This window comes from Mucilaginibacter sp. P25 (assembly GCF_050859465.1).
GTDB classification, from domain to species: Bacteria; Bacteroidota; Bacteroidia; order Sphingobacteriales; family Sphingobacteriaceae; genus Mucilaginibacter; species Mucilaginibacter gossypii.
Genome location: NZ_CP193937.1, coordinates 4248854 through 4265944, shown reverse-complemented (window position 1 = coordinate 4265944; position 17091 = coordinate 4248854). Strand labels below are relative to the sequence as shown.

General features: G+C 41.7%; 13 protein-coding genes and 1 pseudogene. 4 read left to right on the top strand and 10 right to left on the bottom strand.

Annotated features, from left to right (window positions below; genetic code table 11):
• Window positions 1-23 precede the first annotated feature (23 nt).
• Complete coding sequence (locus ACRQ5D_RS21520; RefSeq protein ID WP_432329830.1) at window positions 24-1388, bottom strand: dicarboxylate/amino acid:cation symporter; 1365 nt, start codon at window positions 1386-1388, stop codon at window positions 24-26.
• Window positions 1389-1749: 361 nt separating this feature from the next.
• Between ACRQ5D_RS21520 and ACRQ5D_RS21515 the strand changes: the two genes are divergently transcribed.
• The 4 genes and pseudogenes from ACRQ5D_RS21515 (at window position 1750) to ACRQ5D_RS21500 (ending at window position 3903) form a co-directional block, all read left to right on the top strand.
• The gene (locus ACRQ5D_RS21515) at window positions 1750-2211 is read left to right on the top strand and encodes a hypothetical protein (protein WP_432326544.1); all 462 of its coding nucleotides are present in this window, start codon (window positions 1750-1752) and stop codon (window positions 2209-2211) included.
• A gap of 41 nt (window positions 2212-2252) precedes the next feature.
• Window positions 2253-2750, top strand: a pseudogene (locus tag ACRQ5D_RS21510) (RNA polymerase sigma factor).
• Window positions 2737-3327 (top strand): hypothetical protein, encoded by a 591-nt coding sequence (locus ACRQ5D_RS21505; protein WP_090525003.1) that lies wholly within the window; start codon window positions 2737-2739, stop codon window positions 3325-3327. Before ACRQ5D_RS21510 ends, ACRQ5D_RS21505 begins: the two are co-directional and overlap by 14 nt.
• 144 nt (window positions 3328-3471) lie before the next feature.
• Window positions 3472-3903: a GNAT family N-acetyltransferase gene (locus ACRQ5D_RS21500; RefSeq protein ID WP_432326542.1), complete on the top strand. Its 432-nt coding sequence runs from the start codon at window positions 3472-3474 to the stop codon at window positions 3901-3903.
• 53 nt (window positions 3904-3956) lie between these two features.
• Here ACRQ5D_RS21500 and ACRQ5D_RS21495 read toward each other — a convergent pair whose 3' ends face one another.
• From ACRQ5D_RS21495 to ACRQ5D_RS21455, 9 genes are all read right to left on the bottom strand, one after another.
• Window positions 3957-4871, bottom strand: a complete 915-nt coding sequence (locus ACRQ5D_RS21495; protein ID WP_432326540.1) for a hypothetical protein — start codon at window positions 4869-4871, stop codon at window positions 3957-3959.
• Window positions 4868-5272: a hypothetical protein gene (locus ACRQ5D_RS21490; RefSeq protein ID WP_432326538.1), complete on the bottom strand. Its 405-nt coding sequence runs from the start codon at window positions 5270-5272 to the stop codon at window positions 4868-4870. The genes ACRQ5D_RS21495 and ACRQ5D_RS21490 overlap by 4 nt, the downstream gene beginning before the upstream one ends.
• Entirely contained in the window at window positions 5269-6312 is a 1044-nt protein-coding gene (locus ACRQ5D_RS21485; protein WP_432326536.1) for a hypothetical protein, read from the bottom strand. The genes ACRQ5D_RS21490 and ACRQ5D_RS21485 overlap by 4 nt, the downstream gene beginning before the upstream one ends.
• A 22-nt stretch (window positions 6313-6334) precedes the next feature.
• Complete coding sequence (locus ACRQ5D_RS21480) at window positions 6335-9940, bottom strand: BamA/TamA family outer membrane protein (protein WP_091167802.1); 3606 nt, start codon at window positions 9938-9940, stop codon at window positions 6335-6337.
• Window positions 9941-9991: 51 nt separating this feature from the next.
• On the bottom strand, window positions 9992-10888 hold the full coding sequence (locus ACRQ5D_RS21475) for an SdiA-regulated domain-containing protein (protein ID WP_256337417.1): 897 nt from the start codon (window positions 10886-10888) through the stop codon (window positions 9992-9994).
• On the bottom strand, window positions 10875-12122 hold the full coding sequence (gene ppk1 / locus ACRQ5D_RS21470; RefSeq protein ID WP_432326535.1) for a polyphosphate kinase 1: 1248 nt from the start codon (window positions 12120-12122) through the stop codon (window positions 10875-10877). The genes ACRQ5D_RS21475 and ppk1 overlap by 14 nt, the downstream gene beginning before the upstream one ends.
• Window positions 12047-12919: a hypothetical protein gene (locus tag ACRQ5D_RS21465; RefSeq protein ID WP_432326533.1), complete on the bottom strand. Its 873-nt coding sequence runs from the start codon at window positions 12917-12919 to the stop codon at window positions 12047-12049. Before ACRQ5D_RS21465 ends, ppk1 begins: the two co-directional genes overlap by 76 nt.
• A gap of 36 nt (window positions 12920-12955) precedes the next feature.
• A complete protein-coding gene (locus ACRQ5D_RS21460; RefSeq protein ID WP_091167807.1) occupies window positions 12956-14197 on the bottom strand; it encodes a Pycsar system effector family protein in 1242 nt (413 codons plus the stop codon).
• A 277-nt stretch (window positions 14198-14474) separates the two neighbouring features.
• The gene (locus ACRQ5D_RS21455) at window positions 14475-17036 is read right to left on the bottom strand and encodes a DUF3857 domain-containing protein (protein ID WP_091167810.1); all 2562 of its coding nucleotides are present in this window, start codon (window positions 17034-17036) and stop codon (window positions 14475-14477) included.
• Between the last annotated feature and the right edge of the window lie 55 nt (window positions 17037-17091).

The following is a 17091-nucleotide window of genomic DNA, read 5'->3' as shown; positions in this document are numbered from 1 at the left end:
GTTCTTCGCAATGACGGCATACTTTATTCTCTTATTATTTGAGTACCTACCTCTTCTCCTTCCCACTTGCTCACAACGGCTGTTGCCATTGCATTGCCTAATACGTTTGTGGCCGAACGTCCCATATCCAACAACGGATCGATACCTATTAGCAAAAACAAGCCGGCTTCGGGGATATTAAACATAGCCAACGTACCTGCTATAACCACGAGCGAAGCCCTTGGCACACCCGCCACACCTTTACTGGTAAGCATCAGCACCAATAACATGGATAACTGGTGCCCGAATGAAAGATGAATATCATATGATTGCGCCAGAAACAATGATGCAAAGGTCATGTACATCATGGAGCCATCCAAATTAAATGAATACCCCAATGGCAATACAAAGCTTACTATTTTATTACTGCAGCCAAAGCGCTCCAGCTCTTCCAGCACCTTTGGATAGGCCGCTTCGCTCGTTGAAGTACTAAATGCGATCAGCATGGCGTCTTTAATTCTGTTAATAAGTCTGAATACCGGCTTTCTCAATACAATATACCCGGCCAATATAATTACCGACCAAAGTACGATGAGCGAAAAATAAAACTCGCTGATAAAAATACCGTACGTTGATAGTACGCCTATTCCCTGCTTGGCCACTACGGCGGTTATGGCACCAAATATGGCTAAAGGGGCCATTTTCATTACATAACCGGTAATCTTCATGATCACATGTGCAAAGGCATCCATTGCTTTGACCACTATTTTGCCTTGTTCGCCTATCGCTGCTGTCGCTACGCCAAAAAATAAAGAGAACACAACAATCTGTAATATTTCGTTATTGGCCATCGCCTCAATAAAGCTCTTAGGGAAAACGTGACCGACAAACTCGGTTAATGATAATGCAGATTTCTTGATACCGGTACTTAAATGACTATCCGGAAGCGGCAGGTGCATGGTTTTGCCCGGTTCAAACAGGTTAACCAATAACATGCCTAATAATAAAGACACCAGCGTAGCGCTGATAAACCAAAGCATGGTTTTGCCACCAATCCGGCCCACAGCTTTGATATCCCCTACCTTGGCTACGCCTACCACCAGGGTGGTAAATACCAACGGGGCCACAATCATTTTTATAAGATTGAGGAAGATCTTGCTCAGGATATTATAAAGTTCAAGTTTATCTTCCCGCGCATCGGTAGCCTGGCTTTGCAGTTTAACCTGGGTAATTCTTTGTAACTTAAGATCTTTGTAGGCCGCAACCGTAGTATCGGGTAATGCTTCAATATTTTTATCAATAGCTTTAATTGCAGTCCCGGCGGTACTGAGCTGTTTATTCAAATCGGCAAAAACGTAGGTATTATAAATATAACCGGCTATCACACCCAATACCAGTGCGATAAAAATGAAGAGCGTCAGTCTGCTTTTTTCATTTAATTTAATAAGCCTGCAAAACTACAAAATTTACGCGCTGTTTAAACAGGTGTGGGAATATTCTATTTTCCATTTAAATCAGATGAGAAAATAAAATCGTTGCACTCAGCAAACGCTATTTCAGTTTCTTCACTAATTTTGCGTACTACAATTAATTACACCATTATAATTGGAACCCCTTCGTGTAATTCGTTCTAATTGAATCAAGCTTAAAAGGCAATTCGTGAAAAATATTTAAACAATTAGTATTTTACCCGCTTATTTACAACATGAGTATCACAGCTTACGGATTACAGCATATAAAAAGGAAATTCAGCACCTGCACAACGAGCAATTGGCCGAATTAATGCTGCGCTTGGCACGGTACAAAAAAGAAAACAAGGAGCTGTTGGCCTACCTGCTTTTTGAAGCCCATGATGAAGCCGCTTTTATTGAAAAAGTAAAAGCCGAAGCGGGTTTCATGTTCAGCCAGTTATCATCGCTGAGTTACAACGCAGCAAAGGGTATGCGCAAAATATTGAGGTTGCTGAGCAAGTACACCAAGTTTATGACATCAAAAGGTGCTGAGATTGATTTACTGATCAATTTTTGCGAAAATTACCTTGAATATGCCGACCGGCGCACCTCATACAAACCCTTAAGGCTGATATTGATAAGGCAGGTTGAAAAGATCCGTGGTTTAATTAACAAGCTTCATGAAGACTTACAATTTGACTACCAGGATAGTTACAATAAATTAATAAGCGATGCAGAAAGCAAGCTTGGCTGGTTTAAAAAGAATGATCACTTGTTGTAACATATAAAGTTTAACATCGTCTAAATATAAAATTAACTGAAGTGGCCAACAAAGAAGCAGCATTCAAGCAGATATATGAAGCTAATTCTAAAAAGATATTCCATCTGTGCTATGGTTATACCGGCGATGACGATGCCGCCAATGACCTGCTACAGGAAACTTTTTAAAGGTTTGGCAAAATTTAGAGAAATTCCGTAACCAGGCCATGATATCAACCTGGATTTACCGCATTGCTGTAAATACCTGCTTAACCTATTTGCGCTCGGAAAAACGCCAGGCCAAAGACAGAACTAACCCCACAATTAGCGGAAACAAAACGAGAAGAACTATCGGATAAAAACGAGCAGGTAGCTTTGCTCTATAAATGTATTTCAAAACTGGAAGAATCAGAAAGGATTATTATAACTATGGTACTTGATGAGGTGCCATACCCCGAAATTGCTGAAATTTCGGGTATATCAGAAGGGAACCTGAGGGTGAAAATTTATCGTATAAAACAAAAATTAACGGAGTTATATAACCAGTATGAAAGACTTTGATCATTTGATGTCGGTTTGGCAGGGACAGCCAAAACCAGATCAGCTTTCGGTGGATGAGGTGCTGAAGCAGGTAAAGAAGGGAATAAGGAGTATAACCCAAAAGTTATACTGGAGTATTGTGGCCATGGTTGTAACTGTCGCATTCGCTTTTGTCGTCACTTTTTTCCTGGCATTTAAATCTGCAGTTACTACTATCGGAATCCTCATCGTACTGGTAACCATGTTGATGTATCTTTCATTAATGGTACGTCATTACCACATTTTGAGTAAGCGCGATGCAACACTCAACCCTGCCGAATATCTTGACAGCCTTAAGGCATATCAAAAAAACCGCAGCAAAGTTATAGGTTGGTTTTATTATACCTATATATTGTTGCTCAGCGCAGGCTTGGCCATGTATTTTATCGAAGTACTTGAACATTCATCCCTCACTTTTAAAATAGTAACATATACATCAATCGGGATCTGGTTTTTGTTCACTACGTTTTACCTTAAACCCCGGATGTTTAAGAACGAGGAAGAAAAGCTAAACCTTATGATTGACAGATTAGTGAGGTTGAAAGAACAATTTGATTAAAGGATTAGTTTTTTAGATTTGCCTGATGGCTATTTCCGAAACTGTAACAATTCAAAAATTAACTTTAGCTGATGCCGACGTATTATTGGAGCTAAGCAAAAAAACTTTTTTGATTTCTTTGCTCATTTAAATAAACCAGAAGATATGGAGGCTTATGCATCTGTAGCCTTCACGCCGCAAAAAATACAAGCAGAGCTCAGTAACCCAAACTCTCATTTTTTCTTCGCGATGCTGGATGGTGAAATAACCGGCTATCTCAAGCTAAACTATTGCCACGCCCAAACAGAATTTCAGGATCCTGCTGCAGTTGAAATTGAGCGCATTTATGTTTTGGCCGAATATCACGGCAAAAAGATAGGCCACCAATTTATTGATTTCACCTTAAAAGCAGCTACGGATAAACACCTGCAATACGTTTGGCTTGGTGTTTGGGAACACAACCTAAAAGCAATTGCTTTTTATGAAAAACATGGCTTTGAAGTATTCAGCAGCCATGAATTTGTCCTGGGAAGCGATAAGCAAACCGATTTATTAATGAGGAAAGCGATCTTATCAAGCTCAAAGCCGAAAGCCTAAGGCCGAAAGCTTTTTTGCTTTATTGATTTCTTTTCGCTTTAAGCCTTAGGCTTTTAGCTATTTAATAACGGCAATTGATAATTAACTCCAACCCTTAACGCTTTTAAGCCTGTAACGCCCTGTAACTCTTCCAGTTCAAGATATTCCAGGTCATCAAGCAAGTAACCCTGTCCTTGCAGGTACCTGATGTACTCGTCATATTCAGCAGCTTCTGTTGGGTTAAAATATACCATGGCTATTTTGCCAGGCTGGGTAAGGCGTTCAAAAGTTCCTGCTATTAAAACTTTATCAATCCGCTTTTTTACCACCTCGTAACGGATATTATAGGCCCCCTCAACGTCAAAACGCCTTTCATCGTTTCTGAAACTGATATCTATAGCGTTTGAGTGAATAAATATCAAGTGCGTGGTTTGCAAAGGACGTGAAAGCTGATCGCCAAGGTCGTTTGTCATCCGGGCTATTTCGGCCATTGACCGTAACTGCCACAAACGGATATTTTTAAGGTACAGCATATCGAAAACGCGTTGCGGCGCTATCGATTGCCCTATGTAAATATCATATTCCACCCCATCTGTACGGAATTTTTCAAAATAACAGGGAAATGATTCCTGCACTTCTGTCTGAGCCTGCTCCAGGTATTGGTTGATAGAAGTATTTATAAGCTGCATGGAGGTTTCCAGCTTACGCCTGTTTTCAAACGAAGCGCCGGTTTCCTCATTCATGGCATTAAAATACCTGTCAATAGTTTCCCTTTCGGCAGGGTAATTATTTCTGAAATGCTCCAGGAAAGGATTAATCTCGTTATGAAGGAAAGTATCCAGCATCAATTCATCATTGGTAGTAATATAACCGCTGATGCGTTCGAGCCACTCTTCGCATTTAGATACCAACTTGCCGGTAAGGCTTAAATGAATATTTTCATTTAAAACCTGGAGCGTTTCAATAAGTATGGTGAGCAGATTTTTCAAATCCTCCTGCAGGGCGCTGTTGCGTTCAACTGTGGAATTGCGGATATCGACAGCCCCGAACAAAGGGTAAACATGGCTGAATGATACTGTTTCAATTTCGGGGCTCTTTTTCTTCTTTCTTTTTCCTTAAGATAATTCCAGGCCACTTCATTAAACTTCCATTGAACCGACGGTTGCAACGAGGTAAATTTATTTTTGATAACACTTGAAATGCGGGCCTCAAACTGATCGATGCTGTTTTGCAGCAATTGGGCAATCAGCGGGATAGTAGCCTGTAATTTCGAGAGCAGTTTTTCGTAAAAAACAATCTCTTTATATGAAAATACTTCCATGATGCCTACATTTTTCTTATTGTAGTACACCGGGAAAATTCCGTAAGATTTAATGCCGGCTTGTTTCAAAACCTGCAAAAGGGGAATTTACCTATTTTTTCGTTGGTAATGGAATTGAAAAAGATAGGCCTCGGGTTTTGGTTGTAATCATCAATGATGGCGTCAAACGTTTCTTCCGCAAGGTTAAAATCTTTAGCGGCCTTAAGCAGGATACTTCTGGAGCATTCGTCGTTATCAAAAATAGGCTCATTATTGATAGTTAAAAAAGGCATCAACCCAAACTCAATGCCCGGGCTTTCGGCAAGGGATTTTAGCGAGCTGATGATGTGCGCATATTGCTCCTCCTCATTTGCCGAATGGTTAACAAGCTCAGTACGAATATTTTCGAGCGCATGGGTTAGCGTTACATCAGTTAATGTAATTATCGAAAACCCCTTAAATTTAAAAATATTGAGCGGTATTACCTTTTCAATAAGCTCAAGGCTGGTATGCGAATGTAAATACGGTTCAATAGTATCAAAACTAAGTTCAGGCAGTTCGCCATTCAATTCAATCTCCACGAAACGGGCATCAGTCTGGATATTAAAATACCTTGAAAGACCGGTTTCAGGATCTTCGTATGAAAACAGCAATTCATTCTTAATTGCCGACGAAAAGCCATACATCCGCTCAAGAATCAGGTTATAAATGAACCGCTTTTGCCTATCACTGAACATTTCGTTCTTGGATACATTCAACGCATATAAATTAGAATGATGACTTGAATGGAAATCATAAAAAGCCTCAGTACTGAAAAATATCTTATCAGGTACCGGTGTACTTAGCGCCCAGTGAAATTCCTTTTCGTTAGCTATTGGCGGTGTCAGTATGGAGTAAATGAGCTCCAGCATTTCCCGGTACTTTTCGGCGTCCGTGGGCCGCATATCCAGGTCAATACATATATCATGCTCAAAACGTTCCAAAACATAGCGATAAAACTCGCTTTTGAGCGTCTTTTCGGTAGCAATCCGTTCTTTTAAATGCTCCACGAACGGGTTAAATGTCAGGCATGTTTCAACCTGACAAATGGTGCATTCGTTTTTGCTTATATTGAGTACTTCTGTGTGCATTTTTATAACAGTTTTACCCTCTTTAAAATCTGAAACTTGTTGAAAGATAAGGGTACCATCCTTCTTCAGAGTAACCTGCAATTATCTTGATAACCGCGAGTCTTGCCGGTGCTACGTAAAAGCCTGCGCCGGTGCCGTTATGCCATTTATCTGAACTTTGCCCGTTTTCCCAAACACGGCCTATATCATAAAATCCTAAAACCCCTATTTGTCCTGGAACTATATAACTGGCAAAATCAGTTAATTTTATCCTCAACTCCAGGTTATTATAAAAACTATGCTGGCCGGCAAACCTGTATAACCTGTAGCCTAATAAGTTATCCTGCCCGCCTAAAAACAACGACTGATAAAAAGCGGTTTTTCCGATGGTAATGCCGCCGCCCACCCTATCGGCCAAAACAATGGTGCTTTTGGCATTCAGGCTTTTGTACAAAGCAGCCTGTGGCATAAGCTGGGCAAAACTTGTAGAGTTATTATTTAAGCCATTAAACTCCTGAAGTTTAATATTTACAAAACTTCCCCAGGCCGGAAGCACCTTATCGTTGCGCTTATCACTGGTAAAGTTAACAACAATACCGGCATGCATTTTTGTTTTGTCAAAGGTATAACTGTCGGGCGCGTTTGTGAGTAACGGATATGTAATAAATCGGCCGATATTGTCATCAACATCTAATTTATAGTACTGAAAAGCAGGGCCTACCGTTACAGAAGTGCCCGATTCATTGCGCCACCTAAAGGCTGGGCTAAAGGTAAAATTATCAAAGCGGGTACGGTAATATTTGCGATAATCGCCTACTTTAACAAATGGTGTTTCATTGCCACGGCCAAAAAAATTGATATTATCCGGAAAGTCAAGCTGGGCATCCATCAAAAAGTCGGCTTTGCCAAAAGCGTGGATCCACTCGCCGTTATATTTAATCTTAAAAGCCTTTGTAGTGAACGAGTGACTGGCAAACACTGTTTGCACATCGTTGTAAGGCAGTTTTTGAAAACCCTCCTGGTGAGTATATTTAAAACCTGCTCCAAGCAATACGCCCTCATCCGGGTTGTAAGAGATATTAGCCAGCGGCGCTATCACATTCATCAGGTTAACCCTTAAGTACGATGTATTAGCGCTATCCTTACTTATGTGTTTGTTAACCCTTGATTCATCGCCAGTTATAGTCAGCTTTTTGCCACGGTCATAAAGCTGTACCGTGTTAAGCGATTTTACAATATTGTAAGTTTTGGTGCCTGTGCTATCAATAAACCGCAGCTTAATTGGCGATGTGGCATTATCAAGCACTACTTTATCATCACCGCCGCTTACATAAATGCGGAGCTCTTTGGTAATATCAGGATGATAATTCTGGTTCATGAGCGTATCCTTAATCTCACCATCTTTATTGATCTTATTGATGATCACGTTGAGGCTGCCATTAGGCTCATCTTCCACCGTTACCAGCTCATTTTTATTTGAAGTATGGATATCAACTATTTTATTGATGAATTTGTAGTAATACTCCATTTCGGCCGGGATATTGGCTCGACGCTCCTTCAGTTGTTTCAGCAATACATCATGTCTTAATTTGTACGATGATTCGGGCAGACGCCTTAAACCGGCTTCCAGTACCTCATCAGTTTCTGCCGCAACAAAATCTTTTACAATTTTTGTCCATTGTTCATGACTGTATTGTACCGATGGCCATCGTTGCATGAACATGGTTTTCCATAAGGAATATTTTACGCTGTAGATCTCACCGCTAAAGCCCTGCAGGTTCGGCGCAATCCATGGCTGCGCTGCTATGGTTGGCAATACTCCCTGGTTGGTGTAAAAAACCTGATCGCGGTCGCGCGGAACGGCAGTATAAAATTTACCTTTCCCTTTATCCTCATCGCGCCAGCGCCACTGGTCACCATGCCTGTCCCAGTCGCCGATGAGCAAATCGAGCAGGCGGGCGCGTAAAAACTCCTCGCTGTCTACGGTATTATCATTGTCCTCCAGCATTTTACCAATCATCTTCACGGTATTGTCTGATTTGCCGCCTGGTTCGCGTTCTTCAAGCAAACAAACTTTATTGGCAAAAATATTAGCATATTGCCCTAAAACCGGATCAGCCGATACCACACCGATTATCGGGTTGGCATGGGGAACGCGAGCGGCGGTGGCCAGCGGTGGTACTATTAACGCCGAAAACGGATGCTGGGCGCTCATGGCATCATTAACCCAATCTTTGGCAAAGGTTTCCTGGAATTCATCGGGCAGGATCTTTTCAGGTTGTTTCTCCACACTACGCAGCACCCATTCCTTCCCATCCTTATCAATTAAACGAAGCGAATGTGTCTGGAAACCACCGCCAATGCTTTCAGCCTTTAATCCGCCATGAATTTCCGACAGCCTGATCACAGGAAGTTTGGTTTCGGCAGCCCACTCTTTGCGGTAGTTTTCACCAAACCAGCGGCGGTGAAAATTGCTTACGCTGTCATATTTGGGGTGCACCCTAACCATGATGCTATCTGCCTTGATAGGCGTATGCAGCATATCCGGAATATTTTTCACCGATGTATAAGGTTGTGTATAAGTAAACACCTGCTTAACTCCTTTATCACTGTCGATGTAATAGGTAAAGCGCATCCGTTTATCTATTAACAGATCGGCAGTTACATAGCCTTGAGTAGCATCAGCAAAAAGGGAGTATTTACCTTTAATAGCATAGGTTTGCTTGGCACCTGCGCCGCTAACCACCTGCAACTGTCTGCTTTTGATGAATTGCAGCCCATGCTCATGACCCGCCACATGGATAAGGTTTGGAAAACTGCCAAAAACAGCATCAACCTTTCTGATCATGTCTTTATACAAGGGATGCCCCAAATCTTCGGGGTTTGAAAATGCAGAGCGTAAAAACGGGTAAAGCGAACCGATAACAGGCAACGGTACCCAAAGGTCTTTATTGGCTACGGTAAGCGGGAAAATATGATCTTTAAGCGAAAAATATCCACCATGTGTACCATAACTCTGGAATGGATGATGCGATGCCAGGATGATAACCTTATCTTTGTTTCGCTCAAATATCAGCTTGATCTTATCGGCAATGTCATCTTTGTTTTTGCAATCGCACTCGGCGCCGGGGTTACTTTTATTGAATGGATATAGCCACCATTCGCTATCGAATGCTATTACTGTAAGATCCTTTGTCAGGTTAATCTCAACTGGATCAGGGCAGCCATTTTCAGGCACCATTTTAAGCAGTTTATCACCCTGCTGATTAAGGTACTCCCACTGTCGTTTTATTTTGGCTAAACCAAGCGGGCCCATTTTATCCCAGTCATGATTACCGGGTATAAAGTACACAGGCGCACCGGCAGCCCGCATAGGCTGGTATTGCGATTGCAGGATCTTTTGGGTTTCGGCTTCTTCCGGGCTACCAGGCAATCCTATCCCCCGTGGATAAATATTATCTCCCAGATAAAATACCGAAGTTTTATTTTTAAGCACATTGGCTGCCGCATGTTTTAAAACGGCACTTTGCTGCATGTCTATTTCGCCGGCGTCGCCAATTAAAATCATCCTGTACTGTACCGAATCCTGGGCCTGTGTTTTTAGCGTGCCCAATAGTAAAACAAACAACAAGGGTAGTTTTTTAATCATGAGGTTTGGTTGAGATGTATGTAGTATTTGCACTATTTGTGCTTCAAAGCACTATTTCTTAAAGCTGAATTTCAATATATTGCCAGCACTTAACTGATCGCCCTCGTTTGAGATATACAGGTTGCGCTGGTTATCAAATGCCATACCTTCGGGCTGTCCGAATATGGTAACACTTAAAGGATAAACATTTTTCACTTTCCAGTTAGCATCGGCAACTACCAGCATTTTATTTACCGACGAAAGGATATACCACTCATTGGTAAATGTATTTTTTGCTATTGCCGAAGGGCGAAACGGTACACGCTTTTTATCAGCCAACCGCTCAATTTCCCTAACATCTATTGCAAAACTGCCGGTCTGTTTCAGGGTACCGTCTGCCTGGATTTTCAAAATATAGCCGGTGCTGCTTTGGGATGTTTTTTCATCAGCACAATGCTTGCACAACACATAAACCAAACCGTTTTTTTCATCGGCACACATAGCTTCAAACTCACCTTCGGGTAACTGGCCTTCAGTTTTTTGTACGTTGGTTACTTCTTTAGTCCTAACCTGGTTAAACGGAAAAGTAAATAACGTACCATCGCTTTTTAGCATGATCACCTGTTCACGGCAAATGGCCACATCCTCATAGTCACCGCTTTTGCCAAACTTGGTATAGTTAGCTTTTTTATCGCCCAGTTTCAGGTTAAACAAAAAGCCTTCTTCGTCCTGCTCGGCATAAACCGAATCATTTTTACCATTGTGAAAGGCAAAACCTGAGATTTCGGTGAGATCTTCGGGCATTTTATATTTAACAGGATTATTAAGGTCGTATCCCGTCGGACTGGCAGGGATTGCCTTTTCTTTATTTTTACAAGAGATGATCAAAAAAACTACGGCCACGGCAAGCATGCCGGCTACATAAAGGGTCATTGCTCGTTTAGCACCTTGTTTTTTAAACCCCGTCATATTTTTTTTGCTGTAAAAGTTCATAAATGGCCCGCTGCGATTGTACCGGCGGTTCAGTTTTATCAACCCTTATGTTTTGCAATTGTTCATTTAATTTTACAGCCTGCACATTATCGGCCAGTTGAATATCAAGCATGGCAATTACCTCGTTCCTGATGCGCTCATCATAAACCGGAAAACACACCTCGATACGGCGGTAAATATTACGGTTCATCCAATCGGCCGAGCCCATGAAAACCTCCTGGTCACCGCTGTTATGAAATATAAAAATACGTCCGTGCTCCAGGTAACGATCAACTATACGTCTTATGGTGATGTTTTCGCTCATACCCGGCACCCCGGGTATAAGGCAGCAAATGCTACGTACAATCATCCTGATCTTCACCCCTGCCTGCGACGCTTCGTAGAGTTTGCCAATCAGCACCCGCTCTTCCAGGTTATTGAGTTTTATGGTGATCCCCGCCGGCTTCCCTTTACGGGCCTGCTCAATTTCCCTGTCTATAAGCTCAATAAACTTTGATTGCAAATTAAATTGAGCCACCAGCAGGTGTTCAAAATCAATATCATATCCCTCGGCCGATTTTGCTTTTTTAGCAAGGTAGATAAACAGCAGGTCCATTTCTCGCAGCAATTGCGGATTGGCCGTCATCATTATATGATCTGTATAAAAGGCAGCAGTACTTTCGTTAAAATTACCGGTTGCTAAAAGTCCGGCATATTTAACACGGCCATCAACAAAGCGCTTTACAAGCCCTACTTTGGCATGTACCTTTATAGCTTTATCGCTGTAAATTATATCGGCACCGGCCGCCTTTAGCTTTTTAGCCCATTTGATATTGTTGGCTTCATCAAACCGGGCCTTGAGCTCAACCAACACGCGCACCTTTTTACCACTCTGAGCAGCGCTGATCAGTGCATTTACAATCCGCGAATCGCTGGCTACGCGGTAAAGCGTTACAGAAATTTCCTCAACACTTTCATCGATAGCTGCCTCATTAAAAAACCGGAGAATAGAGTTATAGGATTGATAAGGTGCGTGAAAAATACAATCACCTTTATCAATGTAATCAAATATAGATTCGTCCGCGCTGATCTGCCTGTTCGCCAATGGCGGCCATTTAGTATATTTTAAAGATGGGATACCTACCGGCAAACCCATTAAATCTTTAAGGTTATGGTAAAAGCCGCCTTCAACAACACTTGATCCCAGTACACCCAGTTTATCTTCAACCAAATGCAATATGCGCAACGGAATCCCTGGCTGGTGCAAAAGCGTGTTGCCAAACCCAGGTCACGTTTTAGCAATTGTTTTTCAATCTGCTCCTGAACGTCGCCATCATAGTCATCTTTAAGCTCAAGCTCAGCATCGCGGGTTATTTTGAAGCTGTAACAGCCTTTTATTTCTTCGGTTTTAAAGATCTTGTCCAGATTATACCGCACAATATCATCCAGGAAAATGATGTATTGTTTACCTCCTTCATTAACACTAAAAAACCGCGGTAACTGGTTTGAGGGAATGTTGAGGATCACTGACCTTTCCTTCTTCTTATCCAAACCAAGGTTCACTAAAAAGTATAGCCGGTTATTTTCGGGGAAGAATTGTTTTTTACCGCCTACCAGGTCAATAGGTTGCAAAAAGGCAAGTACCTGGCTGTAAAAATAGTCGCTCACTCTATCTGCTATAGAAGCCGGAATAGGCTCATTGAACAGCAGGTTTACATTATTTTCTTTTAACAACGGAATAAGCCTGCCTGTAAAAACCTTCCCAAAGCGATTTTGCTGAGCTTCTACCAGTTGCTGGGCTTTATATAGTACATCCTCGCTTTCATCGACTTTATTAAGCAGGTTAAGCTTGTGCAGTGCCATTACCACCGGCATCCGCACGCGATAAAATTCGTCGAGGTTGGATGAAAATATAGCAAGAAAATTTACCCTTTCCATTACGGGGAGTTCTTCGCTTTCGGCCTCCATCAATATGCGTTCATTGAAAAGTAACCAGCTCAGGTCCCTGTCGAAAAATGAGTATTCCATAGGTGCAGATTTTGTTTTTGGCAGTACCCCGACCGCCTACAATAACGAAGATATAATGAATGCTACTACCGATACAATAAGGCCAAACATGAATATATTGTACGATGCCCTGAGCAGCCTGTATTTTTTGCCAAGCACAACACCCTGCGAATAATTATCACGGATTAAGCTACCGTAAAGAAACTCCCGGTCTTCCATCATTTTCTCCATACCATCGCTGTAATCCTGGTATGACATGCGGTAGAAGTTACCGAAGAACAACAGGTTAACTGTTTTCTTATTGATATCCTCGGGGGTAAACAAACCCGGTGGGATTGACGGACGGGTTGAAAGTATGGAGAAGATCATAGTAGCCAAACTAACCGACAAGAGCATAAACGTTGGGATCAACAAATTAGAATGCTCATCAAGTTTACGCAGCACCAAACTGATAATTGCCGAAAGAATGATGGAGTTAACCGTGATCATGATATGGGCCTTATTATCGGCCATATCACTTAAACGCTGATGATTGCTGGAGCTGATCCTGAACATGGTTTCGATCCCGCGATCTGGCCTGTCATTCTTATGTTTTTTACCGCCGTGATCGTCATCGTGGTCTTTATCCTTTTCTTTTTCAACGGTAATAATGGCTTCACGATCTGTTTCTGTAGTGATCATGGCCGGGGTTTCTTTTACTTCAACATCAGCTTGTTTTTCAATTAGCTTTTGAAGATTTCTTTGTTTCTGATCGTTAAGCAGCAGGCGACAGTAATCTGTATAATACTCATGCCCCTGTAAAAACTCGATGTTGTAGCTGCGCCATTCGTCCTTATCAATATCATGTTTCTTGATGGCTTCCATCTCTTTGCGTAACAGCTTATTTTTATCGCGGAAATCATCTGTACCTAAATGAAACAAATCTGCATCGCAAATGATCTGTTGCAATAAGTCGGCAGGGTTTTGCGGCATTTTAGTAGCTAAAATACAGCCGGATACTTTATCAATAACAGGCTGCTCAACTTTATGCTGTTTAAGGAAATGTGTAGCCAGCGCAACACTTTTTGATTCGTGATCCTTTTTATCAGTAAAATATCCGGTATCGTGAAACCAGGATGCAGAGATCACCACAAAAAAATCTTCATCACTTAACTGGTAGTGGTTGGCTATCTGGGTGGCCGCTGCAACAACATCTTTAGTATGCCTCAGGTTATGATAAATTAAATCGGGATCATGATGTACGTCAAAATAGGATATAGCGTACTGTTTTACCTGTTCTAACAGCGGTTGAAATTTCATCGTAGTTTTTGTTGTTAAAAGTAAATCAATTTTTTTAAAATGCCTATTTGCAGCTATGCCGGGGGAGAACATCATTTATCGGGCATTGTTTGCGCAAAAGACAAGAAAATGGTTGCCTTTATATTTACAAAACGCATACCATCCCAATATACTATTGATTTTCAACATCATAAATTCAACCAATCTCAATCATATGGCGATATTTCGTGGAATGTCAAAAATTTCTGTCAATTAAAAACAAAAACCAATTATAAATGGCCCTTAACTACCCGACAATTTAAGATACTGGTTCTTCGGCAACTCCGGGCCTCTCGTAACTATAATTATAAGGCGGATATGGCACAATGAAAGTTTCCTGCACACGCGACGATTTTTTGAAATAAGGGATCCAGATGGCCGCTGTAACTATTGATCGTAAAAATGGACTAAGTGCTGTTTCTGCAAGTTTACTGCTGATACTGGCAGCCAAAATATAATCCGTCAGGAAAAAAACGAAGCCAAAAGCAAAATAACCGGTAATACATACAGGCAGTATATCGCGCCTATTTAACAGCAACACCAGGCAAAAAAGGGCGTAAACCATTAATGTAATATTACCAATTGCCTCTATAACAACCAGCGACCTGAAATTAAACTCATGTTGGTTGCCATGGTACACATTCCAGGTGTGGAGGCTAAAATAATCGCCTGTAACCATATTTGAACCTGTCACCAAAGCTGTAGCGGCTAAGCCTATTGCGATTAATATAAGCCACCCTCCTATCGGCACAAAGGTCGATCCGTAAGCAAACACAATCCCCGGCGTTTCTCTTTGATAAAACCATACACCCAATAAAACAAGACCAACCGTCAAAAGCAATACAACCAAAACTAATGTACTATTTGTAGTTGATGGCTTAGCAACTCCCTGCGGCGTATAAGAAAAACTGTAGCCCAAGCTGGTATTATTAAGTTTTTTAATATCTCCCTTAAACTCATCGAGTTTGTTTACAGGCACATAGTCACTCAAAAAGGATAGCTTGTAGTTAAGCGATAAAGTATCGCCAGCAGCAGTGAAATCCGATTCATAGTGATAGTAGTCCCGCTTAATGGAATCATGATCTTCATTAATATTCCAGCCGCCTGGCAAAACCACCTTAATAGCATAACTGGCATCGTAAGGGTAGGTAAGAGATACCGGCGTTTTTATGCGACCGGTTATTGAGGGAAACTGGTTGTAAATAAAATTGGCAAACAGATCGGCGGTAAGTTTGTCGCTGGTAGAATCTTTCTTAAAGAAGTCGGCTATTTTATAAGTTTCTATGGTAGTAAGCTTATTGGCTTTCAAATCATCCTTTACGATAATCGAATCCTTAACTTCTATTTTATTATAGATCTTTGCATAATAATCGAGATAGCTCTTTTCTGTTTCGGCCATCCCCGATGACTCCAGTTTACCCCGCATATAATCAGCTTCATCGCCGGTGTAGGTGGTTTTTACGGTGAAGAGTACCGGTGATTTTCCATCCCTTACTGTGTAAACATCCTCTCCGATAACTTTACCGCCTTTTGATGGCGGAATAGTGGTGAGTGCGTCGCTTCCTGGCTTCAATACCAATCCTTTGTCATAACGCGGAAAGTAAATATCCGTGCTCTCACCGCCCTGGTTATCCATAGTGGCGTCAACCCAAACCTGTTTTCCGTTTACGTTGGCAGTTACCACGGCATGGTTAAAAGCATATGCTGTAGGTATGTATTGCTCAACATGTCCGTTCATATCGGCATTCACCAAAACCATCGAAGCGTCAATCCCTCCTGCCTTCAGCATCGATACCAGCAACAATGACTTATCCTTGCAATCGCCATAACGTTGTTTAAATACTTTTTCGGGGTTATTTGCGCGGTGCGAATACTCGCCTATTTCAATGCCCATGTAACGCACTTCCTGCTGCACCGTACGTACTGCTTCCCTGAAATATTTTTCCTTGTTATTACCTGCATCCTTTTTTAGCGTCGCAATCCGCTCGCCAAGCTCACCCTTGATATTTACTGCCGGCGGGTTTATACTTAAGGCCCAATTAACAACTTCGGGCCAGCTTGCAAACTCACTTACCTGGATAAAACCGCGTTCGTTATACCACGATGGCTGACTATCATCATCGTGCGCCGGCGGTACCTGGAAACCTTCATACTCGTAACGTTTTAAGCCGTTCGCTTCGCTAATGACAGGCTTAGGTACCGTATTAAAAGTTTTAAAGTTCAGCTTGCGCTGAGATGATGCAATAATAGCCGTATAATGATGTGCAATGGGCGTATACCACTGAACATACATATTTGAACAAAATTTACCGTTCAATATAGGGTTACGGCCCGTAATGGTATATGAATATTCAATCCGGTCGCCTTTACGGATATCATCCAAAATACATAAGGCAGAAAAACTTCCCTGGTAAATAAAATTAGAAAGATCCTGCTCATCGGCCAATACCTTAAAGGCCGAAGTTTTTAAGCGGTTTAATGGTTTACCATCGCGCCAAACGGTGATATCATGAAAGTCGAGCCGCTCATAAGCAGGATCAAAACTAACAGAGATCTGCGATGCATTCTGAATGCCGGTTTCGGATACTATTTCGCGGATAATATGATTATAGTCGGCCTGTTTTTCAACCTGCACCTGCTCTTCGATAAGCGCATAATAAAAACCGCGTTCAATAGCACGCGAGGAAGGTTTTTGATTATAAGGCTTTAACACACTAAGCCATGTTGGCCTGCCCGAAATATGCACCGATGGTGTATCGCCAAAAGCAGTCCCGCTGCACCAAAACAACATCACCAAACAAAGGAAAAACGTAAAACGCATTTTAAAAGCTTTTGTATACAGGCTCTGAAAATAAAGAAATTCAGATCAATTTAAT